Here is a 24,696-nt window from a genome sequence, read left to right as displayed (position 1 = left end):
CATTTCCGGATGGAAAACCGGGGGCCACTTTTCCCGGAAATGCTTTAACCTTCGAGAACCGCCCAGATGCGCTCAACCACGGGCCGGCGGTTCTCCTTGGAACGATAAAGCCTGATATCGACGGCAATATCGAAACTTGAATCAGCGGCGCGCACCAGAGCGCCGCTATCCAGCTCGTGCCGCATCAGGCTTTCCGGCACCCAGGCGACACCCCAGCCGGCCATCGCCATGGCTTTCAGCCCCACCGACATGCTGCCCTCATGCACCCGCTCGAATTGCGGCAGCCGCGCGCTCAGGAGATCGCGCAGCAACGGCCCGAAAAACGAGGCCTTTTCATAATCCAGATAGGCAAAGGGTTTTCGCGCATTTTCCACCAGCGCATGCAGCGGTGAACCATCTTTCGCCGGTGCGGAAACCGGAATGATGTTTTCCGCACCCAGCACGCGGAATTCGAAGGTCTGCGCATCGAGCAGCATCGGCACTTCGGGATGGGCATAGGTCAAAAGAAAATCGCTCTGCCCGTCCACCAGCGAATTGAGGTTTTCCTCCATGCTGCCGGAATCCGGTCGCAGAACTGAAAACAGCGGTCCGGCCGTCTCGTTCACCCGTTTCAGCCAGTCGGGAAAGAAGGTGAAGGACAGGGTATGCAGCGCCGTCAGCCGAACGGTTCTGGCATCGGCCCCTTCTTCCTGCAGCAGGGTGCGCCGCGCATGGTAAAGCTGTTTCAGCGTCTCCTGCGCCACCGGCACGAACTTCGCGCCCGCCTCAGTGAGCCGCGAAGGATAGGAAGCGCGGTCGACCAGCGTCGCCCCCACCCAGGCTTCCAGCTGCTTGATGCGCCGGCTGAAGGCGGATTGCGTCACATGCCGCTCATCCGCCGCCTTCGAGAAATTGAGCGTTCCGGCCAGCGCCAGGAAATCCTCGAGCCATTTGACTTCCAAGGGCCTGTTCTCCCACAAAGATGTTGTCCCGGCCTGCCGGGAACACGGGTCTTTATTAGGAGCAATGGAAGCCGATTGAAACCCTCTTGATATCGGGGTTCTGATTGGGAGAAAAATGACACCTTAGCATATTTTAGGTCTCCCCTCGGACCCAACCCACAGTCGACACCTTCACTTCATCGATACGAGCAAGGCTGGGATTTTCAGTTAGATACTCGTCAAGCCTTGGGTCTTCCTCATAGCGGTGTTGCTCATCGACGATGCTGTAGTCGGCTTCCAACTCCTGACGCAAAAGTACGAGGAGCTTATCTACATCTGTGTTGAAGCGGTCACAAACACCCTGCGTCCATAGGCTCGGATCGAGTGGATACAAGGGATTAAGATATCCGGAATGCTCAAAATCAAGACGATCACGCAGTTGCTGCGCCGTCTCGGAGAGAACCAGCTTTGGCTTGGAAGGCATCTGACCGTTGAGGCCAAAGAAAGCCGCATCGACGGGTCCAACATCCAATCTCGCGCATGTTTCGCTGTCGCCTGCCCAGAGGCAACCACCTGCGCCATAGTCAAAAAAGAACCTCAGAACACCTTTTACCATACGGGAACTATAGGTGCTAAACGGACGGCAAGAAAGGTCGAAGGACCGCCATGGTCACAATTTAACAGCGGGCTAAAAGCTTCGCGAATATTCGATCATCCGCGCCCGGCTGGACACCAGCTCGATCCGGTCGTCACCCAGCCGGTTGAGGCAGACGCGCTTCGTCCATGGCCCATCAATGAGTGTGAAAAGGAAACGGCCATTGCCGAGCGCCTTCAAGGGCATACTCCGGCGCGTGGGGCCGATGCCCATCGTCAGCGACGAACCGCTAATGATAAATTCCGCTCCCTCATCCGAGCGCCACAAGCCCGAAAGATCGTCCGGCACGAGATGCTGGCCGACCGGCAGGAAGCCGCGGGCGGCGTGGCCGGCCTCACCGACAATGGCGGTACCATCCAGCCTGAGACGCATCGGAGAGGATGCGGAACGGGAAGACACCCAGCCATCGGCATCTTCATAAAGCGTGTCGTCACCATCGATGAAGGTGGATGTGCTGCCCTTGATCTCCAGCCACCACGGCCCGCTTTCGGTGACATAGAGACCTTCCGGCAGACTGGCGGCGGGTTTGGGCAAAGGCAGGCCGGTCAAAGCCGCCATGCCTTCCAGCGCGATCTTGAAACCATTGGTATCCTCGCGGTTCGACACCACGACGAAGCCAGTGCCGTTTTCCGGATCAAGCAGAAAGTAAGTCTTGTAGCCCGGATGCGAACCGCCGTGACCGACGAAACGCCTGTCACCGAGATGCGACCAGCGCAGGCCGAGGCCATATTCGCTCATCCGCCCATCGGCGAGCGGTCGTTCAGCCGAAAGCGCGTCAAGAACACCCGCGAAGCCTCCCTCGCCCCGCATCAGACCCTGCAACCAACGGGTAAGTGCTTCGGCGCTGCCCGCAAGGCTCCCCGAAGCGGAAATATGCAGGCCGGCGGCCGAAAGCTGCCAGTTGTCTTCGGCCTTCCAGTAACCCGGCACCAGCCCGTCGACTGGATCGTTCCAGACATCCGGCGCCTTCAGAAACACGCCGAACGGGCCGGCAATCTGTTCCTGCACGAAATCATCGAAACGGAAACCCCGGCGCTCCAGCACCGCTTCCACCAGACGGTAACCCGTGTTGGAATAGGAAACCTCGCTACCGGCCGAAAAATTCAGGCGGGTGAGCCGCGATAGATATTCGAGAAGCGGTCCAGCCTTCGTTTCGGTATAGACGGAAAGGCCAAGCAGCGAGAGGCATTCACGTGTATCCGGCAGGCCGCCGCTCATATCCAGCGCCTGCCCGACGGTGACATCGCGAAGTGGCGCCTGCAGCTCCGGCAGATGTTTACCGAGTGGGTCATCGAAGCCGATCATATCGGAATGCGCAAGCACCATGGCGCAGAAGGCATGTTTGGTGACGGAGGCATAACGCACCACGCTCTGTGGCGTAAACGGCGTGAAGGTCGAGAGGCTTTCGACACCGCCGGCATGGGCGAAACGGATGCCATGGAGATCGAAACCGATGACCGCCCCGCCCGGCTCATTGTCCGCCCATTGCGAGACGAAGCTTTGCGAAAGGGTTGAAGCGGCGTTCCAGTCGAATTGCTGTGACATTGTTCGATCTCGTCTTTCGGCTCAGTTACGGATGGACAAGCCTCGGCGTTGCGGCTCGTTTCTTCTCCCCGCCGGGGAGAAGGTGGCCCGAAGGGTCGGATGAGGGGGCGACGGTAGAGATTTACGGAGAGCTTGCCCCCTCATCCCGCTGCCGCGGACTTCTCCCCGGCGGGGAGAAGAAGCGAGCAGCGCCCACTCGGTCCATGGGCGACGTAGGCTACGCGGCCCGATCTCAGGCCGGCTCTTCCAGCCGGATACTCAGGCTACGCAACTCTTCCGTATGCGGATGTCTGGTCCGGCCATCTCGCAGATCGCCGGCACTCAGCTGCTCCACCATGTCGCCATTCAGCATCACGCCAACCTGCGGGCACAGATGCGCAATGACCGCGAGATTGTGGCTGACGAGAATATAGGTGAGGTTGCGCGCCGCGCGCAGGTCCTGCAACAGGTTCAGGATTTCCGCCTGGACCGACACATCGAGCGCCGAAGTCGGTTCATCGAGCAGCAGCACCTGCGGGTCGGCAATCAGCGCCCGGGCAATCGCCACGCGCTGGCGCTGGCCGCCGGAGAGCTGGTGCGGAAAACGGAACCGCACCGCCTGCGGCAGCGCCACGTCGGACAAGGCCTGCTGGATGCGCTTTTCAATATTGTCCATGCCGTGCACCAGCGGCAACTCGCTGAGAATGCGGTCGATGGTCTGGCGCGGATGCAGCGAGCCATAGGGGTCCTGAAACACCATCTGCACCTGCCGGAAGAATTCCGGCGTGCGCTTCAGCGGTGCGTCCTTACCGGCAAAGGCGATGCGCCCTTCCCAGCTTTCATTAAGGCCCGCCATGGCGCGCAGGATGGTGGACTTGCCCGATCCGCTTTCGCCGACGATGCCGAAGCTGCCGCCCTTTTCCACCGAAAAGGACACGCCCTTCACCACTTCGCGGTCGCCGAACTTGATACGGAGATTATCGACGTCGATCATTGGCTGGACCACGCTGCATCACGGTTGAGAACGGGAAGACGCTCTCGCGGATGCGTCAGCGAGGGAATGCAGTTCAGAAGTCCCTTTGTATAGGGATGTTCGGCTTTCAGGAGCTCGGACGCCTTCAGCTCCTCCATGACCCGGCCGGAATACATCACGGCCACGCGGTCGCAGAAATGCGAAACGAGCGGCAGGTCGTGGCTGATGAGGATGAGGCCCATGCCGCGTTCCGAAACCAGTTCCTCGATCAGCCGCAGGATTTCCGCCTGCACCGTCGCATCAAGCGCGCTGGTCGGCTCGTCGGCGATCAGCAACTCCGGATCGGGCGCCAGCATCATGGCGATCATCACGCGCTGGCCCATGCCGCCGGAAACCTCATGCGCATAGGACGAGGCGACCTGACGCGGATTGCGGATCTTCACCTGATCGAGCAGGCCGATTGCCGCTTCCATGGCGGCACGCTTGCTGCCGCCCTTATGGGCGCGCCAGGCTTCGGCGATCTGCGCACCCATGGTCTTCACCGGGTTCAGCGAATATTTCGGGTCCTGCAGAATGAACCCCGCCCGCTTGCCGCGGATCTGGCGCATCTGCCTTTCGCTGGCGGACAGCACGTCGATGCCGTCGAAGGCGAGCTTGTCAGCGCGGATATCCGCATTGGAGGGCAGAAGCTTCATCAGCGCCCGCGCCGTCAGGCTCTTGCCCGAACCGGATTCGCCGACAATGCCGAGCTTTTCAGTGCCGAGCTTCATGGAGACACCGCGCACCGCCTCGAAACGGCTGGTGCGGGTCTGGAAAGCGATCTTCAGATTTTCGATTTCGACCAGCATGGCTCAATGTCCCTTCGGGTCGAGAACGTCGCGCAGGCCATCGCCAAGGAAGTTGAAGGCGAGCGAAACGAGGAAGATGGCGATGCCGGGAATGGTGGCGACCCACCATTGTTCGAAGATGAAGCGCTTGGCCGTCGCAATCATCGCACCCCATTCCGGCGAAGGCGGCTGCGCACCCATGCCGAGGAAGCCGAGGCTGGCGGCGGTGATGATGATCGAGCTCATGTCGAGCGTGATGCGCACGATAAGGCTCGGCACGCAGAGCGGCGCGATATGCCGGGCAATGATGCGCCAGGCGGAAGCGCCGGTCAGCCGGTAGGCCGCAACGAAGTCGCTGCCGCGCACCGTCATGGTCTCGGCTCGCGCAAGGCGCGCATAGGGCGGCCATGCGGTGAGCCCGATGGCGAGAATGGCGCTTTCAACGCCGGGCTTCAGCGCCGCAACGAAGGCAAGCGCGAGGATGAGGCGCGGGAAGGCCAGGAACACATCCGTCACCCGCATCAGCACCGTATCGACAATGCCGCCGAAATAACCGGCGATGCAGCCGATGGCGAGGCCGATGGGTGCCACGAGAACGACGACGGCAATGACCATGCCGAGCGTGACGCGGCCGCCGTAAAGAATACGCGAGAGAATGTCGCGACCGAGTTCATCCGTGCCGAACCAGTGTTCGGCGCTTGGGAATGCCAGGCGATTGCCGAGATTCTGCATCGCCGGATCATAGGGCGCGAGCAGCGGCGCCAGAAGCGACAGGGCGATGAACAGGACGATGATGGTCAGACCGATCACCGCCAGCGGATTGGACTTGAGGTTGAGCCAGATGCGATACCGGTTTCCCCAGGCAGCCTGTGTGCGGGAATGCGGCGTCTCATCCAGAGCCCAGTTTCTGAAATTAGCTAACATCATCGAACGCGAGGATCCATAACTCTGTAAAGCACGTCTGCGAGCAGGTTGAGGGCGACATAGATGAAGCCGATCAACAGGGTTGCTCCGACGACCGGGTTCATGTCCGCGTTCATGAGCGAGACGGTGAGGTATTGACCAAGGCCCGGCCAGCTGAAGACGGTTTCCGTCACCACGGCACCTTCGAGAAGGCCGGCATAGGTGAGCGCCAGAACCGTGACGAGCTGCACGGCGACCGTCGGGAAGGCGTGGCCCCAGATCACGGTCATGGCCGAAAGCCCCTTGGCGCGGGCGGTGATGACATATTCACCCTTCAGCGCGTCGATCATGAAGGCGCGCGTCATGCGGGTGATATAGGCCATGCTGAAATAAGCGAGGATGCAGACGGGCTGCACCATATGGGCAATGGCGTCGTAAAAGGCGTCCCAGTCGCCGGCAAGCAGCGTGTCGACCGTCATCAGGCCGGTGACCTGCGTGATCATGCCGTCATAGATGATGTCCTGCCGGCCCGGTCCCGGTGCAACGCCAAGCGTGGCGTAAAAAACGAGCAGCGAAATCAGCGCCAGCATGAAGACCGGCACGGAGTGACCGGCAAGGCAGACGACGCGGATCACCTGATCCGTCAGCTTGCCCTGCTTCACGGCGGCCCAGACGCCGAGCGGAATGCCAATCAGCGCGGCCAGAATGAGGGCTGCGGTGGCAAGTTCAAACGTGGCGGGGAAAACGCGCTTGATATCGATCCAGACCGGATTGCGGGTCAGGATCGAATTGCCGAAATCGCCATGCAGGACCTGCGTGACATAGTGGAAGAACTGCACGACCAGCGGCTGGTCGAGGCCCATTTCGGCCCGCACCCGCACGATGACATCTTCGGGCGCGTTGTCGCCGACCGCCGCGATGACGGGATCGACGGGCATGACGCGCCCGATCATGAAGGTGATGACCATCAAACCGAACAGCGTCAGGAGGACGCTGCTCAGTATCGACGATATGCTTTTAACGCGCTTGTTCAATGTCACGCTTTCTTCGCATCGTGGTAGGAATTGCCCTCGGAGAGAACGCCGAGTTCGAAGCCGGAAACGCCCTTGCGGAAGGCTGCCGTCTTCGTGGTCTGGAACATGAACACGAACGGGCTGTTTTCCATGTGCTCGCGCTGCAGGGCTTCATAAAGCTCCACGCGCTTTGCCGGGTCCTTCTCGTCACGGGCGGCTTCCGCCTTGGCGGCGAAGTCGTCGTTCTTGAAGCGCGAACGCCACAGGAAGGGCTTCGACTTGGCGTCGTCGCCATTATCCTTGTTGATGTTGAAGACATCGGCGTTGGAATGCGGATCGAAATAATCCGTGCCCCATGCGGAAAGCGCCATCTGGTGTTCGCGAGCGCGCATCTTGGTCAGAACCTGACGGTTTTCAGCCGATTGCAGACGCACCTTGATGCCGATATCGGCAAGGTTGGCCTGAATGGCCTGCGCCAGATCCGGATAAGGCTGGGCGGAATAGTGGTCCATGCTGATCTCGAAACCGTCGGCAAGGCCGGCTTCGGCCATCAAAGCCTTGGCCTTTTCGACATCGCGCTGGAACGGAATGTCGTTAACGGCGCCGGGGAAACCCTTCGGCTCGAAGCTCTGGTGGATCTCGTGCGTCAGCGACACCAGGTTTTCCTGCATGCCCTTATAGTCCAGCGCCCACTTGATCGCCTGCCAGACCTGCGGCTTGGCAAGGTTCTCATTGCCCTGGTTGAGCGAGATCAGCACCAGCGAGGCGATGGACTTGCGCTCCAGCTCGATATTGGCATCGTCCTTGACGGTACGCAGCTGCTCCGACGTCAGGTCGCGGGCGATGTCGATATCGCCCTTCTGCAGCATCAGCAGCTGCGAAGACGGATCGGTGACGTGGCGCAGCACGATACGCTTGATATTGCCCTTGTAAGGACCGTTCGGGTTGACGGTGAGTGCGACGCTTTCGCTCGGCTTCCAGGCCTGCAGCATGAAATCGCCGGAACCGGCGCTATTCTTCTGCAGCCAGCCATTGCCGAGGTCTTCGCCCGACGCATTGGCAAGAACCGCCTTCTTTTCAACGATCGCGCCGATATTGGCGGAGAGGCAATAAAGCAGGAAGGAGATGGCGGTCGGCTTTGCCGTTGTCAGCTTCACCGTCTTGTCGTCGGCGGCAACGATGGTCGTCTCGGCATTGTCGGGCGTGAAGCCGAACTGGCTGATGATGAAGGCCGGGCTCTTGTTCATCTTGATGGCGCGCTGCAGCGAGAAGGCGACGTCTTCCGCCGTGACTTTCGCGCCGCTCGCGAATGTCGCTTCGTCACCGATCACGAAGGTGAAGACCTTGCTGTCCGCATCGGCTTCCCAGGATTTCGCGATAACCGGATCAACTTTGGTGGAATCCTCGCGGTTGGCGCGCACCAGCTTCTGATACATGTTGGAGATGATTTCACCGCCGACGGCTTCGAAACCCTCATGCGGGTCAAGGCTCGTCATATTGTCCAGCTGCTGCGCAACGACCAGAATATCCTTCGGTGTCGCGGCAAAGGCCGGAATGCGTGCATAGGACAGGAACGGAACGGCAGCGCCGGCAATCAACAGGTTGCGTCTTGAAATCATCGAAAATCCCCTTTCGGACCTTATTTTTCGAAAAATGGTATGGGTCTGCCCCAATCCAATCGTTTTTTTTTATGTTTTCCCGCGATTACCACGAGCAAACGAGGCCCGACCAATTCCAAATTTGGCAGAGCCTATGCACGGATTGCATTTGCTCCCGCCTTGACCTTTCCTCTACCAATTCTGAAAACTCTCCCGCGGGCGCGTCCGCGCAACTCCGTTTCCAAAGGTGAATGACCATGACCGATCAAAAAACCGTACCCGTCTTCGACGGCCACAACGACGTGCTGCTGCGGTTATGGCGCTCGGGCAATGCTTCTCCTGAAACACTTCTGATTGAAGGCGATACGGTCGGCCATATCGACCTGCCGCGCGCCAGGAAAGGCGGCCTCGCCGGCGGCCTCTGCGCCGTCTACGTGCCTTCGCCCAGCATGGAAAAGGACGCCAACGGTGATTTCTCGACACCGGACGAGGCTGATGCGCTGAAGGCGACGCTTGCCATGGCCGGCCTTTTGTTCCGCGCCGAGAAACAGTCGAAGGGCGCGCTCAGGGTCTGCCGCACGGCCGCCGATATCCGCGACGCCATGGCGAAAGGCGCTTTCGCCTCCGTCTTCCATATCGAGGGCGCGGAAGCGATCGGCGCCGATCTGGATGCGCTCCATGTTCTCCACGAAGCGGGCCTGCGCACGCTCGGGCCGGTCTGGAGCCGCCCGAACATTTTCGCTTATGGCGTTCCCTTCCGTTTTCCCTCGACGCCGGATATCGGTCCCGGCCTGACGGACGCCGGCAAGCGGCTGATAAAGACCTGCAACGAGCTGAAGATCATGGTCGACCTGTCGCACATGAACGAGCAGGGCTTCTGGGACATCGCCAGGATTTCAGATGCGCCGCTGGTGGCCTCGCATTCCAACGCCTATGCCGTGTGCAACCACAGCCGCAACCTGACGGACCGGCAGCTGGACGCCATCCGCGACACGGGCGGCCTCGCGGGCATCAATTTCGGCGTGCTGTTCCTGCGGCAGGACGGCGTGAAGAACCCGGATACCGACCTGAGCGAGCTGGTGCGCCACGTGGATTACATCGTCAACCGCATCGGCATCGATCACGTCGCGCTGGGTTCGGATTTCGACGGCACCACCATTCCGGCCGCCATGAAGGATGCGGCTGATCTGCCGCTGCTGGTCGAAGCCCTGCGCGACGGCGGTTATGACGACGAGGCGCTTGCCAAGATTTGCCACGGCAACTGGATCCGTGTGCTCGAAAAAACCTGGGGCGCGTGAGGCATAAAGTGCGATCCATCTCCGGCGCAGGGCGCCGGAGACACAAAGCGGCAGAGCCTTAAGCTTTCGCCGCTTTTTTCTTGCCGGTCGCCCGGAAAGCCAGAAACCCGGCGACGACACCGATCAACGCCCATTTCATCGGCAGCACATCCGCCGTCTCGCTGCGGATCGGCAATACGGTCACGGTGCCCGGACGGGATTCATAACCCATCTGCCCTTTTGCCTTGGCCTCCGCGATCTGTTGCGGCGAAACGACCCACTCGGCACCGCGCATCTTGTCCACCGCCATATATCCACCACCGGCCGCGAGCGCGACGACGAGCGAAATAACTATTCTTAGGGGCATGTTCATTGGCATCTCCTTCAATCGAAAGGAGCGTGTAGTCGCATCAAACGGCACCACCAAGCAACCGCAACGGTCAATTTGGTGCCATTCGGAACAATCCGGCAAATCATGCATTCCATAGTTGTATTTTCCGCCGTAAACCTGGTGGAATTCACGCATGATCGGACACAAACTTCACATCGACACTTCATGCTTTTCTGCTAATCACATTTCCGCAACCGAAACGAATTAGCGACACAATCCTGTGGTTCGCCAACAGGAACTGGCGCTGGGCAAAGTAAATGGCAGACAAGAGCGAAATTACACAGACCGATGTTACGGAATCCGCGGTTGAAAGCTTTTTTGCCAGAAACCGCCCCTATCTGACCGCGATCGCCATTACGCTGGTCTTCGTGATGATGACGTTTGCCATCTATCACCTGACCTCCGAAGTCCGCTATGACGACGTCATCGATGCTTTGACGGAGACGTCGGCCTCAGCCGTGCTGCTCGCCATCGTCTTCACGGCTCTCAGCTTCCTGGCATTGATCTTCTACGACGCCAATGCCATCGAATATATCGGCCGCAAGTTGCCCTTCCCGCCCATGGCGGCAACCGCCTTTGCTGCCTATGCCATCGGCAATACCGCCGGTTTCGGACCCCTCAGCGGTGGCGCGATCCGCTTTCGCGCCTATTCGCGCCTTGGGCTGTCGCCCGGCGAAATCGCCCGTGTCATCGCCTTCGTCACGCTGTCCTTCGGGCTCGGCCTGCTGTCGGTCAGCGCCATCTCCACCTTCATCGTCGCACCACGCATTGCCGCCATCATCGGCGTTGATGCGCTGGTTCTGAGAGGCGCGGCACTGGCCGTCATCGCCATCCTCGTCGTTGCCGCCTATGTCGGGCGCAACGGGCACGCGATCCGGCTTGGGGCATGGCGTTTGCGCCTCCCCGACAGCCGAACGTCTTCACGCCAGTTCCTCGTCTCCGCCTTCGATATCGCCGCTTCCGCTTCGGTGCTTTACGTGCTGCTGCCCGATACGCATCTCGGCTGGCCGACATTTTTCGCGATCTACGCCACGGCCGTCGGCCTCGGCGTCCTCAGCCACGTACCGGCCGGGCTCGGCGTCTTCGAAACTGTGATGGTCGCGGGGCTCGGCAATGCCATCAGCGTCGACCAGCTGCTCGGAAGCCTCGTTCTCTACCGAGTGATCTACCACGTGCTGCCGCTGGTGGTCGCCATTCTGGTCATGCTCGTCTCCGAGATGAAGCAATTCGCGGCAAAGCCTGTCGTCTCGGATATCAGCCAGCTTGCCGTGCGGCTCGCGCCGCCATTGCTATCCACCTTCGCGATGATCCTCGGCACCATGCTGATCTTCTCGAGCGTGACGCCGACGCCGGACAGCAATCTGGATTTCCTCTCCAATTTCGTACCGCTTCCCATCATCGAAGCGGCGCATTTTCTGACGAGTATTCTCGGCCTCGTGCTTGTCGTCGCCTCGCGCGGCCTCGGGCAGCGGCTGGACGGCGCCTGGTGGATTGCGCTGGTGGCCGCCTCGCTGGCGCTGGTTCTCTCGCTGCTCAAGGCCATCGCCGTGTTTGAAGCCGCCATTCTCGGCGTCTTCATCGCGGCCCTTTCCGTCAATATGCGCAGCTTCAACCGCCATGCCTCGCTGGTGAAACAGGCGCTGGGCCCAAGCTGGCTCGCCGCCATGGCCGTCATCATTGCCGGCGCGGCGACAATCCTGCTCTTTGTCTATCGCGATACGGATTACAGCCAGACATTATGGTGGCAATTCGAATTCTCCGAGGAAGCGCCGCGCGGATTGCGCGCACTTCTCGGCCTCGTGCTGGCCTCCTCCACCATCGCCATCTTCAGCCTGATGCGGCCGGTGGCCTTCAGGCCGGACGCCATCAAGGCCGACGACGTCACCAGTGCCACCGGCATCGTCATGACGCAGGATGCGGCCGACGCCAATCTGGTGCGCATGGGCGACAAGCACGTGATGTTTTCCGAAAGCGGCAACGCCTTCATCATGTATGGCATTCAGGGCCGCTCATGGATCGCCTTCGCCGATCCGGTCGGCGACGAGGATGATTTCCCGGATCTGGTCTGGCAATTTGTGGAAGCCGCCCGCGCCGCCGGCGCGCGCGCTGCCTTTTACCAGATTTCGCCTTTCCTCCTCTCCCATTGCGCCGATGCGGGCCTGCGCGCCTTCAAGCTCGGTGAGCTGGCGCTGGTCGATCTCACCGCATTCGAACTGAAGGGCGGCAAGCTTGCCAATCTTCGCCAGTCGCTGAGCCGCGGCGCGCGCGACGGGCTGACCTTCGAGGTGGTTGAGCAGGCACAGGTGGCGGATATTCTGGACGAGCTGAAACAGGTCTCCGATGGCTGGCTCGCCCACCACAATACCCGGGAAAAGCGCTTTTCGCTCGGCGCTTTCGAGCCGGATTACATCCTGTCGCAACCCGTCGCCGTGCTGCGCAAGGATGGAAAGATCACCGCCTTCGCCAATCTGATGGTGACGGACACCAAAAAGGAAGCCACCGTCGACCTCATGCGTTTTTCGCCGGATGCGCCGCGCGGCTCGATGGATTTTCTCTTCGTCAGCATCATGCAATATCTGCGTGAGGCGGGTTATGAGAGCTTCAATCTCGGCATGGCCCCCATGTCCGGCATGTCGAAACGCGATGCCGCACCGGTCTGGGATCGCATCGGCAGCACGCTGTTCGAACACGGCGAACGTTTCTACAACTTCAAGGGACTTCGCGCCTTCAAGGCCAAGTTCCACCCGAAATGGGAACCGCGTTATCTTGCCGTGCAGAACGGCGCAGACGCCGCCATGGCGCTGATGGATGCGACGGTTCTGATCAGCGGCGGTGTCAGAGGAGTGATCGGAAAATGAGAAAATCCCCCATGCTGAAAGCGGTTCTTACCGCCTCCGTCCTGTTCGCTTCCACCTCTGTTTACGCACAGGACAAGCCCGCCTATGAGACGGGCATGATCCCCGCCGAGCACATCATGGTGCCGGACGGCGATATCCTCGCCAGCGTCTTCCTGATTTCCGACGCCGATGGCTGGACGGCCGCCGACGAGACCCGCGCCAAGGCGCTGGTGGAAAAGGGCGCCGCCGTGGTCGGCATCGATTTCAAGGAATATCTGAAGGCGCTCGAGGCCGATGACGACGAGTGCATCTATATGATCTCGGACATCGAGTCGCTCTCGCAGCAGATCCAGCGCACCGCCGGCACGAGCAGCTATCGCCAGCCCATCCTCACCGGCATCGGCAAGGGCGGAACTCTGGCGCTGGCGATGATCGCGCAGAGCCCCGTCTCCACCGTCCGGGAAGCCATCGCCGTCGACCCCAAGGCCGGCCTGCCGCTTGAGAAAATCCTCTGCACACCCGCCACCAAGGACAAGGCGGATGGCGAAACGGTCTATGGCCTGACCGACGGCCCGCTGCCCGCCCCCGTCAGCGTGCTGTTCACGGCTGCCGCGGACCAGAAGGGCCGCGACCACGTCAATGCGCTCGTCAAGCTGCATCCCGATATCGACGTCACCGACGTGGATGACAAGGCGGACGAGGTGCTGACCCAGACCCTGTCCGACCAGATCGACGCCGCAGGCGACACCGACAGCCCGCTCGGCCTGCCGATCAAGGTTCTGGAAACCAGCCCGGTCATGGATACCATGGCGGTGATCTATTCCGGCGACGGCGGCTGGCGCGATCTCGATGAGGAAGTGGGCGGCGCTTTCCAGAAGGAGGGCATACCCGTCATCGGCGTCGATTCGCTCCGTTATTTCTGGAAGGAAAAGAAACCGCAGGAGGTCGCCACCGATCTCGGCCGCATCATCGACACCTATCGCAAGGAATGGAAAGTGCGCAATGTGGTGTTGATCGGCTATTCCTTCGGTGCCGATATTCTTCCCGCCACCTATAATCTGCTGCCGGACCGCGACAAGTCGCATGTCGTGCAACTGACGCTGATGGGACTTTCGACCGAAGTGGATTTCGAGATTTCCGTCGAAGGCTGGCTTGGCGTTGCCGGTGAAGGCAAGGGCGGCAAAACGCTGGATGACATCGCCAAGATCGATCCGAAGCTGGTGCAATGCATCTATGGCACGGACGAAGAGGATGAAGACCCCTGCCCCGGCCTGAAAGCCAAGGGCGTGGAAGCGGTCGGCATCGAGGGCGGCCACCATTTTGACGAGGACTATGAGGGGCTGGCCAAGCGTATCGTGACATCGCTGAAGACGCGGCTGCCGAAATAAGCTGCATCACGCTCAGCGAGCGTCGTCTCCAGCCCGGGCAAAGGCGCCCCTGGTGATCTTTTGACGGCCGAAGCATCGCCGATGCTTTTCCGCATCGCGGTCATGCTTGCGGAATCGGTTAAACTATTATTCAAAAGAAACCGGTGTGCGGCGAATGTTCATCACATTCCCGCAACCCTTCTGTTGTTGATCGCCAACCATGGATTTTATATTTCCGGACCGGTTCAGGGAGCCGCCGCATGCTCGCCGCAAAACGAAAAACAAAAACTCCGGTCCTCGTGGAACGCATTGATCAATTCGTCAGCCAAGTCAAAGAGGCGATGAAAAGCGACGATGCCTCGCGAAACAGAAAAATCCGCGATCTGTGGGATGCCGAGGTCCGCTACCATTTCGACAATGGCCGCACCGAAAAGACGCTCGAACTCTACATCATGAAATATCGCAATGCGCTGAAGGCCGAGTTCGGGCCGAAGACTACACCGCTTGCCATCTGCAACATGAAGAAACTGCGCGAGCGGCTGAACACCTATATCGAACGGGCCGACTATCCGAAAACCGGTGTGGCGACCTCCATCGTCGAAAAAATCGAGCGGGCGGAATTCAATACCGCCGGCCGCAAGCCGACCGTCCTGCTGCGTATCGCCGATTTCATTTCGGCGATGAACGGCATGGGAACGAAAGAAGAGATGCAGACCCTGTGGAATGCTGAAATCAGCACCATGAAGGGCAGAGCCCAGACCACCATCATCTCCTACATCACCAAATATCGTAACGCCATTCGCGAGGCGTTCGGCGACGACCATCCGATGCTGAAGATCGCCACCGGCGATGCGGCCATGTATGACGATGCGCGCCGGGTGAAGATGGAGAAGATCGCCAGAAAGCACGGAGCGCTGATCACCTTCGAGAATTACCGGCAGGTTCTGAAGATCTGCGCCGAGAAGCTCCTGTCCGCCGATCCCCTGATGATTGGAATCGGCCTGATCGGCATGACGGGCCGCCGCCCCTATGAAGTCTTTACCCAGGCCGAATTTTCGCCTGCCCCCTATGGCAAGGGCGTTTCCAAATGGAGCCTTCTGTTCAACGGCCAGGCCAAGACGAAACAGGGCGAAGGAACGAAATTCGGGATTACCTATGAAATCCCCATACTTGCCCGCTCGGAAACCATTCTGGCTGCCTATAGGCGCCTGCGCGAAAGCGGACAGGGAAAATTGTGGCACGGCATGTCGATCGATGATTTCTCATCCGAAACCCGCCTGCTGCTCAGGGACACGGTTTTTAACCTGTTCGAGGATATCTGGCCGAAGGAAGAGCTTCCGAAGCCCTATGGCCTCCGGCACCTCTATGCCGAGGTGGCCTTTCACAATTTCGCGCCGCCGCATGTGACCAAGAACAGCTATTTCGCCGCCATTCTCGGACACAACAACAACGACCTCGAAACGTCGCTGTCCTACATGACCTATACGCTGCCGGAAGATCGCGACGATGCACTGGCACGGGCCAAACGCACGAACGAACGCACGTTGCAGCAGATGGCGACAACAGCGCCGGTTTCCCGAAAAGCATGATCTATGCCGGCCGCGGATTTCAGTCCAGCGGCCGGCAGCTTCATTCCTCAAACCCGCGCGTCACCCGAGGTGCGGTAAAGCAGGGTCAGCACCGTCAGCATCAGCCCGAGGAGCGCAACCGAGCCGAAAATGTAGAAGTTCCACTCGGGCGCCAGACCCCGTTGCAGCACCAGGCCGCCGATCATCGGGCCGGCAATGCCGCCGAGCCGCCCGACCGCCAGCGAGAAGCCGAGACCCGTGCCACGAATATGAACGGGGTAGAGCCTGCCCACCAGAACATTGGCGAGAATCTGGGTTCCGATGGTTCCGGCTCCCGCAAGGGCGACGAAGGCATAAAGAAGCGGACCCTTGTTGACGGTCAGGGCGAAGATCGAGACGGCGCCGATGGCAAACAGGATCGCCACGACTACCTTGACGTTGCCCTTATCCGCAAACCGCCCACCGATGAGGATGCCGATCGCGGCCCCGACATTGAGCATGACGGAAAAACTGAGCGCCGAACTGATATCATAACCCATCTTGTTCATGATGGTGGGCAGCCAGTTGACCATGCCGAAGGTGAGCAGCAGCGAGCAGAAGTGGATGCCCCAGGCATTCAGCGTCGAGAGCAGCCGGCCTTCCGAAAACAGCGCGCCGACACCACCCTTTTGAATTTTCGCATGCGGCACGATGCGTTGCAGACCGTAGCTGTCGCAAATGCCGTCAGCCTCCGCCTGCCGGCCCTTGCTCGCCAGCCATTCGGGCGATTCCGGCAGGAACCGCATGAAGATCGGCAGAAGAATAAGCGGCAGACCGCCGATCAGCATCAATGGCCGCCAGCCATAGGTCTCCAGAAGCAGGATGCCCATGACGCCGGAAATGATGCCGCCGATAAGATAACCGAGGAAGGACAGGGAATTGGCCTGTGCCCTGCGCTGCGGTGGCGAAAATTCCAGCACCAGCGCCGTCACCGTCGGCAGCAGCGCGCCAAGCCCGAGGCCGGCGAAAAAGCGCGTGATTTCGAAGGCGAGAAAATTCGGCGTCATGGCCGAGGCGATCATCATCGCCGAAAAGCCGGCGAGGCTGAGAAGAACCACCTTTCGGCGGCCGATGCGATCGGCCATGGTGCCGGCAAAAAGCGCTCCGAGCAGCATGCCCACCAGCGTCAGCGCGGCGGCGCGCCCGACCATGGCCGGGTTGAGCGCCCAGGCGCTTTCTTTCAGCAGTGCCGGTGCGACGGCGCCATAAACGACCAGATCGTAACCGTCAAACATGATCATCAGGCCGCATGTCGCGATAACGCCGGCCGGGTTTTTCGTCCGCGCTGACGCGGCGCTCAGATAATTTGTGGACATGTTCCTCCCTTTCACGCATGAACGCGCCACCCGGAATGGATAAGCGTCTTCCCGTTCTGCGATATCCTCCGTGAGTGCCCGGCGTTCTCCACCCTGATACGTGTCCCGCTCCTGTCAAGCCACATATCGCCAGTATCACTCGTCTTCGATTAAATATTGCATTTGCAAAAATTGCAAATGCAATATTGATAAATGCCAAGCGCATGACGCCGACGAAATTTCAGCCGAGCTCCAGCCCGGAAATCGTCGATAGCGTCGGCGTCCAGCTCAAAATATGAATGCGGTTATAAACACCGTGAATGACAAATGGGTCGGCATCGCTAAAGGCGATGACGTCTTCGATCGAGCGCGCCTGCGCAATAATGAGGGCGGCGGATGGGCCGTCGGCAACCGCGCTCATCGGGCCGGAGACAAGAATCTTGAACCCTTCGGCCATCGCCTTGCCATTGCGCAGATGGGCCTTGTGAGCCTCAATCTGCGCCGCCCGCTGCACGGCCGCAGCGGGATCGCTTTCGGCGAAACGCACGTAAAGCCGGGCTCGGTTGCTCGCGCCGCTCATCGGGCGAGCACGAAATCGTGGTTCACCGACCAGAACCAGTCGCTGATGAAACCCAGATCCCGCGCCTTCCGCGCATCGTCCACCCGCTGGAAATTGGCGAGCAGACTTTCCTTCACGCCGAAGACCGCATCCGAACGGATATAGGGGTCATCGGGATCAAAAATATGGGTGACGAGCGTGGTAAAACCTTCCGCCGAAACGATATAGTGCAGATGCGCCGGCCGGTAGGGATGCCGCCCCATGGCCCGCAGCAGCTGGCCGACCGGGCCGTCATCCGGGATCGGATAATATTTCGGCTTCGCCGCCCGGAACCAGTAGCGCCCATCTTCCCCGGTCACGAAAACGCCGCGCAGGTTGAAATCGGGCTGAATGCCCTTCTGCTGCACGTCATAAAAGCCTTCGTCATTGGCTTGCCAGACATCGATGCGCGCGCCGGCGACCGGCGCCCCCTCGGTATCGAGGATGCGGCCGGTGACCACCATATCCTCGCCCTTGCCATCGAGGCAGATATTCGCACCCATCGGCATTTCCGGCGCATCCGCCACATGGAAGGGGCCGAGAACGGTCGATTCAGACGCACCACTCGGCTTGCGATGGTTGATGGCGTCGACCAGCATGGAGACGCCGAGAATATCGGAAAAGAGTATCCATTCCTGCCGCCACTCATTGCAGATCTGGCCGACCTCGGTGAGGAAATGAATGGCCTTCATCCATTCCTCCTCGGTCGGTTCGATTTCCTTCACCGCCTCGTGCAGCTTGCGCGTCACCACCGCCATGATTTCCTTCAGACGCGGATCGTCACAGTCGCGCATCCGCGCGATCACGGTTTCAGCCGAACGTTCCTCGACGAAGTAGCCGTCATCATTGCTCATCTTCATATCCATCGTCTCCTCCCATCACTCCGGCCGCGCGCCCTCGAAGGCGCGTTGCAAAAGGTCGCGGATCGCAGTTTTTTCGATTGGCCGCGGGCACCAGTAAGGATTGGCGGTCGCCAGCTCCGCCATGGGGTCAAGATCGTCCGGCTTGACCCCAAGAGCAGCAAGGCTTGACGGCGCGCCAAGCCGGCCGGCGAAATCGTAGAGCCCCGCCCCGGCCCTGCCGCCGACAAGAGAAGCAAGCGGTGCGAGCAGATCCGGCACCGCCTGCTCCACATAGGCGATGGTGTGCGGCAGAAGCACCGCATGGGTTTCCGCATGCGGCAGATCGAGGCTGCCGCCAAGCGTATGGCAAAGCTTGTGATGCAGCGACATGCCGACGGCGCCAAGCACCGTGCCGCACAGCCATGCGCCATAAAGTGCTGCCTCGCGGGCCTTCACATCCTGCGGCGCAGTTTTCACGCCGGGAAGCGCCTCGATCATCGCCCGCAGCCCCTCGACCGCCATCAGGCCGGCGATGGGATTGCGGTCCTGCGCGTAGAGCGCCTCCGCCGCATGCGCCATGGCGTTCAGCCCACTCGTCATGCTGATACCAACAGGCAATCCAAGCGTCAGTTCCGCATCGTAGATCACCACTTCCGGCAGGATTTCCGGCCCGCGTATGGTGGTCTTCACCCCGTTTTCCGTCTGGCCGAGAATGGGCGTCACCTCTGAGCCGGCATAGGTGGTCGGGATCACGATCTGCGCCGCATCGGTACGCAGCGCAATGGCCTTGCCGAGACCGGTGGTGGAACCGCCGCCGAGCGCCACAACGCAGTCCCCACCGGCGGCACGATAGGCTTCGACCGCTTTTTTCGTCACCTCGACCGGCGTATGCATGGCCGCTTCGGAGAAAATGCCGACGGCAAGCCGGCCGAGCCGGGCGGCCAAAGCCTCCGCATCGCCCTTCTGCTGCTGCGTGGAAAGCACCAGCGCCCGCGACAGGCCAAGGCGACGGATTTCCTCCGCCACACCCGCGGAACGGCCCGCGCCGAAGACGATGCGGGCGGGAGCAGCCACATAGACGAAGGGCCGCATGGTTCAGCGCCCGTCGAGCTTGAACAGGCGGCGCGCATTGGTGCGGCCGATCTTCACCCGGTCGGCCTCGGCGATGGTCGTCGCGTTGAACCAGTCGGAGGCATGGTCGATATTCTCGAAGGGCCAGTCGGTGGAAAACAGGATGCGATCCGCACCGATTTCCAGAATGGCGTCGATCAATGTCTGGGTGCGGAAATTGCCCGAGGTGGTGATGTGGAAATTCTCGTTGAAATAATCCACGAAACGGCGCTTGGCGGGATAACGCGGCGGCAGCTTCACCCAGGCATTGCGGTGGTCGATGCGCCACATCATGTAGGGCAGGCCCTCGCCCATATGGCCGAGAATGATGTTGAGGCGCGGATGTTCATCGAACAGGCCCGATGCCATCAGACGCAACGCATGCACCGCCGTTTCCTGCGCGAAAGCCCAGGTGGGGCCGAGCAGCCAGGGATGGCCGTCATAGATGCGCGAATCCTGCGGCAGCGGGTTGCGCGGATGCAGGTAGAAGGGCACGTCGAGCTTTTCCACCTCGCCCCAGAACGGGCGATATTGCGGCAGGTCGTAATAAAGCGGCGTCTGGCCATCGCCCTCCTGGCTGAAACCGTTGACGAGCGCGCCGACGAAGCCAAGCTCGTTGACGCAGCGCCGAAGTTCCTCGGTCGCCGCATCCGGGTCCTGCAGCGGCAGGGCGGCGAAAGCGAGGAAACGATCCGGCCGTCTGGCGCATTCTTCGGCCAGCACGTCGTTGGCCCGTCGCGCGATCTCGATCGCCTTCTTCCTGTCGGGAATGGCCTGCACCGCGGGCGCATTCAGCGACAGGATCATGGTTTCGATGCCATGCGCATCCATCAGCTTCAGGCGCGTATCCTGAATGTCGAGCAGGCGGTGCTGCAGTTCCTTCCAGTAGTCGCCGGGCACGAACCCGGCCGAATCCTGAAGTGTTTCCGGGATTGCGAAATGCTCCTCGAGAGCGACCTTGCCTTGCATGTGGTTTCCTCCGAATTCAATGTATGATTTGCCGCCTGAGAGGCGATCAATATTGGCCCTTGGGTTCCAGCCCGAGCATGCTCTGGCCGATCATGGTGCCCACGGCATCCCAGTTCATGCTGATATGGCGGCCGACCGCATTGGCATCCCGCCAGGCCCGCTGAACGGGATTGGCAAGATCGAGCCCGACGCCGCCGGTGGAGTCGTTGAGCGCCTGCACGGCGCGCAGGGCGAGAGACACCGCAAAGGACTGGCCGCGACGGCTCAAAAGACGGTCATCCACCGTGAATTCCGCCCGGCCTTCAACACGAGCCTGGGCCAGCGCCTGTGCCTTTGCCACATCGCGCAGCAGGATTTCGCAAGCCGCATCGACGCTCGCGGCAGCTTCCGCGACACGCAGCTGGATGGTCGGGAATTCGGCCATGCGATTATTGCCGCCCGCCACCGCACCGCGTGTCACCCGGCCGCCGACATGATCGACATAGGCGGCAAGCGCGCCCTTGGCCGCACCGACGCCTGCCGCCGCGAGACAGGAAGGAATGCCGGTCAGAAGCGGCATGTTGAACAGGCCCTCTTCCGCATAATAATGTCCGCCGGGCGTCTTTCCGCTGGTGGCATCCGGAAAGGTCAGAACCCGGTGTCCGGGAATGAAGACATCATCGAGAACGAGGGTCTTGGAACCCGTGCCGGCCAGGCCCACCACATGCCAGGTGTCTTCAATCACATATTGCCCGGCAGGAACGAGCAGAAAGGCCGGAACCGGCTTTCCTTCACCCCGCGGCGGCAGGATGGCGGCGCAGAGAGACCATTGCGCGTTTTCGCAGCCGGAGGCGAAGGCCCATTTGCCGCTCAGGCGATAACCGCCATCGGCAAGCTCCGCCATCTTTACCGGCGCATAGGAACCGCACAGAAGCGCATCGGGGTTTTCACCCCAGACATCGGCCTGCGCCTCTTCCGGAAACATCGCCAGCAGCCATTGATGGGCGGACAGCAGGCCGGCGACCCAGCCCGTCGAAGCACAGGCGGCCGAAAGCTCGATATTGGCCTCGACCAGTTCGGCGAAGTCTCCGCCCTTGCCGCCGAAGGCGCGAGGCTTGACGATGTCGAAATAACCGATACCGCGTAGCGCCTCTATATGGTTGGCCGGAACGCGCCGGGCCTCCTCCGTCTGTCTGGCGCTCGCCCGGAAAAGATCGGCTATGCCGGCGACACGGCTGGCGAGGCGGACACGCGGGTTCGTTTGCGCCGGCAGCGGCGCATGGCTCATATCATTCATGATTGTCTCCTTCCGGACTTTACTGGCCGGACTTTACTGGCCGGACGTTATCTCACCGGGTTTATCTGGGCGGCCATGATCAGGCGGGCAGGCTTGCGGGGCTTGCGGCACAATATTGGGCGTTTTCATAAAGCAGCGGCCGCGTCGTCTCGCTGACATCGGCGGAAACCACCTGCCCGATGAAGACGGTATGGGTTCCATAGGGCATGGCCGCAACCCGGCGGCAGGCGATGGCCGCATGGGCCGTGGGCAGATAGAGAACGCCATTGTCGTGGCGCTGCCATTGACCGTCGCGGAAACGCTCTTCCGGCAACACCTTGCCGCTAAAGGCATCCGACAGGGCAATCTGATCCTGCGTCAGCACATTGACGATGAAATCGGGCCGGCACAGCAGCAGTTCATGCAGCAGGGTGCGATTGTTCAGGCAAACCAGCAGGGACGGCGGCTCCATCGAGACCGAAGTGACGGCCGTGACCGTCATGCCGTGATCGCGCTGATCACCCGAAGCACAGGCCGTGATAACCGTCACAGTCGCCGGAAAACGACGCATCGTTGAACGGAAATTCTGACCGACGCCTTCAGGCGCAAGGCTGCTCAGGCCAAACAATGCTGATGTCATGAGATCCTCCCAAATCCTGCAATCTTATTTATTTGCATTTGCAACATTTGTCAACGCAAATGTTTTTCGTCATTTTTGCGAAGGGAAGAACCCCGCATTCCCCGTCTTATGGGGCGAAGCTATTGAAACGGATGGATTGTGCCGGTACAGCCGATAGGCGCACATCAGCATATGCGCAGATGGCTCTCAAACAGGGATTTGCTCGTGTCTTATCAGTTCACCGATTCGGTACCCTACCTGCTCAACTGGGTGGGTGTTCGGCTTGGCGAGCGCTTTTCTCTGAGGCTGGCCTCCTATGACATCACCCTGCCGATGTATCGCGTGCTTGCGACGTTGCGGCAGCAGGAGAGCAAGACGCTGACCGAGCTTTCGGACATGGTGTCGGTGGAGATTTCCACGCTGTCCCGGCTCGTGGGGCTGATGGTCCGGCGCAACCTCGTCAGCCGCGAACGGCCGGCCGACAATGCGCGCATCGTGCGCATCACGCTCACCCCGAAGGGTGAGGAACTGGCCGATGAACTCATGCCCATCGCCGCCATGTTCGAAAAAACCGCAATCGAAGGCCTCGATCCCGCGGAAGTGAAACTTTTCAAAAGCATCCTGCGCCATATCGGCCGCAATATTGCCGGTCTCTGATAGCGGCAATCCGGACAGCGTCGCTTGCAGCGAAAGCCCCTGCCTCGCTCCGCCTTGCCCGTGCAATGTACTTGCAATAACCGCTTCCTATTCCTGCGGACATCACCGCAGAAAGGAACTTCCATGTCCAACAGATCGTCCCTTGCAGTGCCGGCGGCAATCTTTCTTGTCACCGGCGCATCGATACTGCTCACGGCCTGCGCCTCGACTGTCATGAAAAGCTATATCGGCGCACCCATCACCAGCGTGATGCTGGACTACGGCCCGCCGGACAATGTCTACAGCCTGGGTCCCGGCCAGCAGGCCTATCAATGGCGGAAGAACAAAACGCAGGCTGTTGCCGGATCGTCGAGTGGTGAGGTGCGGACAACACGGCGTGGCGAACGTTACGAAGTGTCCGAAACGCCGGGTTACATCGAGCGCATCGACTGCTTCTACACCTTCTACACCCGCAGCTCCGGGGCCAAATGGTATGTTACGAGCTTCCGGCAACCTTCGCTCGAATGCGAATGATCGTCCAGGGTTTCAAATTTCAGCCCCGGTCCCGAATGTTTTGCGCCCGATCTGTTTACCGCCGCTTCCAGGCTGAAAGCGGCGGCGTTTTTTTGAAAATTCTCCCTGAAATCTGTCATGGGACGGGCCGATCAGAAACGATAGTTGAGGCCGGCCTTGATGACATGATCGCTGACATCGGTTTTCGACCTGCCGCTGGCCGTCGTCGTCGCCACATTTCCCGTGCTCACATAATTATATTCAAACTTTGCCGAGAGGCCGCCGCCGAAACTCTGTTCGACGCCCGCCCCGACCAGATAGCCCTGTTTCCAGCCATCGGGACCGGTTACGCCATTGCCATCCTTGAACTTCGTCGTGGTCAGGCCGGCAGTACCGTAAACAAGCGTCCGGTCGAGCGCCACGCCAGCCTTCATCTTGGCCGCGCCCCGGAAACGCTCCCTCAAACGGCCGTTCGGCACACGCGCTTCGTTCCCGAGGTAGGAACCTTCGAGTTCCGCGCCAACCACGCCCGAACCGAACTGGAAGTTATAACCGGCCTGAACGCCCCCCGTCAGACCCCGGCCGCTCGCCAGCGGGTTGAATTTCGGGGAGGCGACGCCACCATGCACACCGACATAGGCCCCACCCCATGAGAAGGCTGGCTGACTGCCATAATCGAAGGACTGCTGCGTATTGTAGTTCGTAAGATCGGCGGAATAGGCATTGGCTGCAACCGTGACGGCGATAGTCGCGGCGACAAGCGATTTCTTGATAATCGACATGAATGACTCCAGACGAAACCGATGCGCCATCTTCCGGCGCATGCAGGTTTCAGTTCGCGTTGAAGAACCGGAAACCGGCTCCCGTTTGTCTGCTGCGCCAACCAACATGATGTGCGGATGCGTTCAGCAGATAAGGGGATTTTCTCCGCGAGAATTACGCTTGCATTGCACGGAGCGAATTTTAT

Annotated in this window: 23 protein-coding genes; 6 read left to right on the top strand and 17 right to left on the bottom strand. The window is 60.4% G+C overall.

The window, feature by feature from the left end; all coding sequences use genetic code 11:
* Positions 1–44: 44 nt before the first annotated feature.
* The 8 genes from ACIQUH_RS23840 to ACIQUH_RS23805 form a co-directional block, all read right to left on the bottom strand.
* Positions 45–941, bottom strand: a complete 897-nt coding sequence (locus tag ACIQUH_RS23840; protein WP_400819750.1) for a LysR substrate-binding domain-containing protein — start codon at positions 939–941, stop codon at positions 45–47.
* A gap of 133 nt (positions 942–1,074) precedes the next feature.
* Positions 1,075–1,536 carry a hypothetical protein gene (locus ACIQUH_RS23835; protein ID WP_400819748.1) on the bottom strand — a complete coding sequence of 154 codons (462 nt, stop codon included), beginning with the start codon at positions 1,534–1,536 and terminating at the stop codon, positions 1,075–1,077.
* 72 nt (positions 1,537–1,608) lie between these two features.
* Positions 1,609–3,120 carry a serine hydrolase domain-containing protein gene (locus tag ACIQUH_RS23830; RefSeq protein WP_400819746.1) on the bottom strand — a complete coding sequence of 504 codons (1,512 nt, stop codon included), beginning with the start codon at positions 3,118–3,120 and terminating at the stop codon, positions 1,609–1,611.
* A gap of 232 nt (positions 3,121–3,352) precedes the next feature.
* Positions 3,353–4,093, bottom strand: a complete 741-nt coding sequence (locus ACIQUH_RS23825) for an ABC transporter ATP-binding protein (RefSeq protein WP_400819743.1) — start codon at positions 4,091–4,093, stop codon at positions 3,353–3,355.
* The gene (locus tag ACIQUH_RS23820) at positions 4,090–4,920 is read right to left on the bottom strand and encodes an ABC transporter ATP-binding protein (RefSeq protein WP_004433197.1); all 831 of its coding nucleotides are present in this window, start codon (positions 4,918–4,920) and stop codon (positions 4,090–4,092) included. The genes ACIQUH_RS23825 and ACIQUH_RS23820 overlap by 4 nt, the downstream gene beginning before the upstream one ends.
* Before the next feature lie 3 nt (positions 4,921–4,923).
* Positions 4,924–5,826 (bottom strand): ABC transporter permease, encoded by a 903-nt coding sequence (locus ACIQUH_RS23815; RefSeq protein WP_400819741.1) that lies wholly within the window; start codon positions 5,824–5,826, stop codon positions 4,924–4,926.
* Positions 5,823–6,836: an ABC transporter permease gene (locus tag ACIQUH_RS23810; protein ID WP_065114132.1), complete on the bottom strand. Its 1,014-nt coding sequence runs from the start codon at positions 6,834–6,836 to the stop codon at positions 5,823–5,825. Before ACIQUH_RS23810 ends, ACIQUH_RS23815 begins: the two co-directional genes overlap by 4 nt.
* Positions 6,837–6,838: 2 nt before the next feature.
* Positions 6,839–8,434 (bottom strand): ABC transporter substrate-binding protein, encoded by a 1,596-nt coding sequence (locus tag ACIQUH_RS23805; protein WP_400819738.1) that lies wholly within the window; start codon positions 8,432–8,434, stop codon positions 6,839–6,841.
* Between the two features lie 236 nt (positions 8,435–8,670).
* On the opposite strand from ACIQUH_RS23805, the gene ACIQUH_RS23800 reads away from it, so the two are divergent.
* The gene (locus tag ACIQUH_RS23800; protein WP_400819736.1) at positions 8,671–9,711 is read left to right on the top strand and encodes a dipeptidase; all 1,041 of its coding nucleotides are present in this window, start codon (positions 8,671–8,673) and stop codon (positions 9,709–9,711) included.
* A 58-nt stretch (positions 9,712–9,769) separates the two neighbouring features.
* On the opposite strand, the gene ACIQUH_RS23795 is transcribed toward ACIQUH_RS23800, so the two are convergent.
* Positions 9,770–10,063 (bottom strand): hypothetical protein, encoded by a 294-nt coding sequence (locus tag ACIQUH_RS23795; protein WP_400819852.1) that lies wholly within the window; start codon positions 10,061–10,063, stop codon positions 9,770–9,772.
* Positions 10,064–10,338: 275 nt separating this feature from the next.
* Between ACIQUH_RS23795 and mprF the strand changes: the two genes are divergently transcribed.
* From mprF to ACIQUH_RS23780, 3 genes are all read left to right on the top strand, one after another.
* Positions 10,339–12,939, top strand: a complete 2,601-nt coding sequence (mprF, locus tag ACIQUH_RS23790) for a bifunctional lysylphosphatidylglycerol flippase/synthetase MprF (protein WP_400819734.1) — start codon at positions 10,339–10,341, stop codon at positions 12,937–12,939.
* Positions 12,936–14,306, top strand: a complete 1,371-nt coding sequence (locus ACIQUH_RS23785; RefSeq protein WP_400819731.1) for a virulence factor — start codon at positions 12,936–12,938, stop codon at positions 14,304–14,306. Before mprF ends, ACIQUH_RS23785 begins: the two co-directional genes overlap by 4 nt.
* A 239-nt stretch (positions 14,307–14,545) precedes the next feature.
* Positions 14,546–15,874 carry a telomere resolvase gene (locus tag ACIQUH_RS23780; protein ID WP_400819729.1) on the top strand — a complete coding sequence of 443 codons (1,329 nt, stop codon included), beginning with the start codon at positions 14,546–14,548 and terminating at the stop codon, positions 15,872–15,874.
* 47 nt (positions 15,875–15,921) lie between these two features.
* On the opposite strand, the gene ACIQUH_RS23775 is transcribed toward ACIQUH_RS23780, so the two are convergent.
* The 7 genes from ACIQUH_RS23775 to graD all read right to left on the bottom strand — a co-directional run bounded on the left by ACIQUH_RS23775 (position 15,922) and on the right by graD (position 22,601).
* A complete protein-coding gene (locus tag ACIQUH_RS23775) occupies positions 15,922–17,208 on the bottom strand; it encodes an MFS transporter (protein ID WP_400819727.1) in 1,287 nt (428 codons plus the stop codon).
* A 220-nt stretch (positions 17,209–17,428) separates the two neighbouring features.
* Positions 17,429–17,767, bottom strand: a complete 339-nt coding sequence (locus ACIQUH_RS23770; RefSeq protein WP_400819725.1) for a YciI family protein — start codon at positions 17,765–17,767, stop codon at positions 17,429–17,431.
* Entirely contained in the window at positions 17,764–18,651 is an 888-nt protein-coding gene (graB, locus tag ACIQUH_RS23765) for a hydroxyquinol 1,2-dioxygenase (RefSeq protein ID WP_400819722.1), read from the bottom strand. Before graB ends, ACIQUH_RS23770 begins: the two co-directional genes overlap by 4 nt.
* 12 nt (positions 18,652–18,663) lie before the next feature.
* Entirely contained in the window at positions 18,664–19,719 is a 1,056-nt protein-coding gene (locus ACIQUH_RS23760; protein WP_400819719.1) for a maleylacetate reductase, read from the bottom strand.
* Positions 19,720–19,722: 3 nt separating this feature from the next.
* Positions 19,723–20,706 (bottom strand): gamma-resorcylate decarboxylase, encoded by a 984-nt coding sequence (gene tsdA / locus ACIQUH_RS23755; protein ID WP_400819717.1) that lies wholly within the window; start codon positions 20,704–20,706, stop codon positions 19,723–19,725.
* 46 nt (positions 20,707–20,752) lie between these two features.
* The gene (graA, locus tag ACIQUH_RS23750) at positions 20,753–21,982 is read right to left on the bottom strand and encodes an FADH(2)-dependent resorcinol hydroxylase oxygenase component (protein WP_400819714.1); all 1,230 of its coding nucleotides are present in this window, start codon (positions 21,980–21,982) and stop codon (positions 20,753–20,755) included.
* Between the two features lie 79 nt (positions 21,983–22,061).
* Positions 22,062–22,601 (bottom strand): FADH(2)-dependent resorcinol hydroxylase reductase component, encoded by a 540-nt coding sequence (graD, locus tag ACIQUH_RS23745; protein ID WP_400819712.1) that lies wholly within the window; start codon positions 22,599–22,601, stop codon positions 22,062–22,064.
* A gap of 204 nt (positions 22,602–22,805) precedes the next feature.
* Between graD and ACIQUH_RS23740 the strand changes: the two genes are divergently transcribed.
* Both ACIQUH_RS23740 and ACIQUH_RS23735 read left to right on the top strand, forming a co-directional pair.
* Positions 22,806–23,237: a MarR family winged helix-turn-helix transcriptional regulator gene (locus ACIQUH_RS23740; RefSeq protein ID WP_400819710.1), complete on the top strand. Its 432-nt coding sequence runs from the start codon at positions 22,806–22,808 to the stop codon at positions 23,235–23,237.
* A gap of 123 nt (positions 23,238–23,360) precedes the next feature.
* On the top strand, positions 23,361–23,750 hold the full coding sequence (locus tag ACIQUH_RS23735; RefSeq protein WP_400819707.1) for a hypothetical protein: 390 nt from the start codon (positions 23,361–23,363) through the stop codon (positions 23,748–23,750).
* Between the two features lie 131 nt (positions 23,751–23,881).
* Here the strand turns inward: ACIQUH_RS23735 and ACIQUH_RS23730 are convergent, their stop codons facing one another.
* Positions 23,882–24,511, bottom strand: a complete 630-nt coding sequence (locus ACIQUH_RS23730) for an outer membrane protein (protein ID WP_400819705.1) — start codon at positions 24,509–24,511, stop codon at positions 23,882–23,884.
* Positions 24,512–24,696 lie beyond the last annotated feature (185 nt).

The sequence above is a fragment of the Agrobacterium sp. NPDC090283 genome (assembly GCF_044769685.1).
Taxonomy (GTDB): domain Bacteria; phylum Pseudomonadota; class Alphaproteobacteria; order Rhizobiales; family Rhizobiaceae; genus Agrobacterium.
This window is presented reverse-complemented; position numbering and strand designations above follow the sequence as displayed.

Bases quoted from the DNA above. Each gene is read 5' to 3' on its own strand.
- graB (WP_400819722.1), bottom strand. From the start codon at position 18,651: ATGGATATGAAGATGAGCAATGATGACGGCTACTTCGTCGAGGAACGT.
- ACIQUH_RS23825 (WP_400819743.1), bottom strand. From the start codon at position 4,093: ATGATCGACGTCGATAATCTCCGTATCAAGTTCGGCGACCGCGAAGTG.
- ACIQUH_RS23805 (WP_400819738.1), bottom strand. From the start codon at position 8,434: ATGATTTCAAGACGCAACCTGTTGATTGCCGGCGCTGCCGTTCCGTTC.
- graA (WP_400819714.1), bottom strand. From the start codon at position 21,982: ATGAATGATATGAGCCATGCGCCGCTGCCGGCGCAAACGAACCCGCGT.
- ACIQUH_RS23815 (WP_400819741.1), bottom strand. From the start codon at position 5,826: ATGATGTTAGCTAATTTCAGAAACTGGGCTCTGGATGAGACGCCGCAT.
- tsdA (WP_400819717.1), bottom strand. From the start codon at position 20,706: ATGCAAGGCAAGGTCGCTCTCGAGGAGCATTTCGCAATCCCGGAAACA.
- ACIQUH_RS23730 (WP_400819705.1), bottom strand. From the start codon at position 24,511: ATGTCGATTATCAAGAAATCGCTTGTCGCCGCGACTATCGCCGTCACG.
- ACIQUH_RS23735 (WP_400819707.1), top strand. From the start codon at position 23,361: ATGTCCAACAGATCGTCCCTTGCAGTGCCGGCGGCAATCTTTCTTGTC.
- ACIQUH_RS23820 (WP_004433197.1), bottom strand. From the start codon at position 4,920: ATGCTGGTCGAAATCGAAAATCTGAAGATCGCTTTCCAGACCCGCACC.
- ACIQUH_RS23800 (WP_400819736.1), top strand. From the start codon at position 8,671: ATGACCGATCAAAAAACCGTACCCGTCTTCGACGGCCACAACGACGTG.
- ACIQUH_RS23795 (WP_400819852.1), bottom strand. From the start codon at position 10,063: ATGAACATGCCCCTAAGAATAGTTATTTCGCTCGTCGTCGCGCTCGCG.
- graD (WP_400819712.1), bottom strand. From the start codon at position 22,601: ATGACATCAGCATTGTTTGGCCTGAGCAGCCTTGCGCCTGAAGGCGTC.
- ACIQUH_RS23760 (WP_400819719.1), bottom strand. From the start codon at position 19,719: ATGCGGCCCTTCGTCTATGTGGCTGCTCCCGCCCGCATCGTCTTCGGC.
- mprF (WP_400819734.1), top strand. From the start codon at position 10,339: ATGGCAGACAAGAGCGAAATTACACAGACCGATGTTACGGAATCCGCG.
- ACIQUH_RS23770 (WP_400819725.1), bottom strand. From the start codon at position 17,767: ATGAGCGGCGCGAGCAACCGAGCCCGGCTTTACGTGCGTTTCGCCGAA.
- ACIQUH_RS23775 (WP_400819727.1), bottom strand. From the start codon at position 17,208: ATGTCCACAAATTATCTGAGCGCCGCGTCAGCGCGGACGAAAAACCCG.
- ACIQUH_RS23780 (WP_400819729.1), top strand. From the start codon at position 14,546: ATGCTCGCCGCAAAACGAAAAACAAAAACTCCGGTCCTCGTGGAACGC.
- ACIQUH_RS23830 (WP_400819746.1), bottom strand. From the start codon at position 3,120: ATGTCACAGCAATTCGACTGGAACGCCGCTTCAACCCTTTCGCAAAGC.
- ACIQUH_RS23785 (WP_400819731.1), top strand. From the start codon at position 12,936: ATGAGAAAATCCCCCATGCTGAAAGCGGTTCTTACCGCCTCCGTCCTG.
- ACIQUH_RS23835 (WP_400819748.1), bottom strand. From the start codon at position 1,536: ATGGTAAAAGGTGTTCTGAGGTTCTTTTTTGACTATGGCGCAGGTGGT.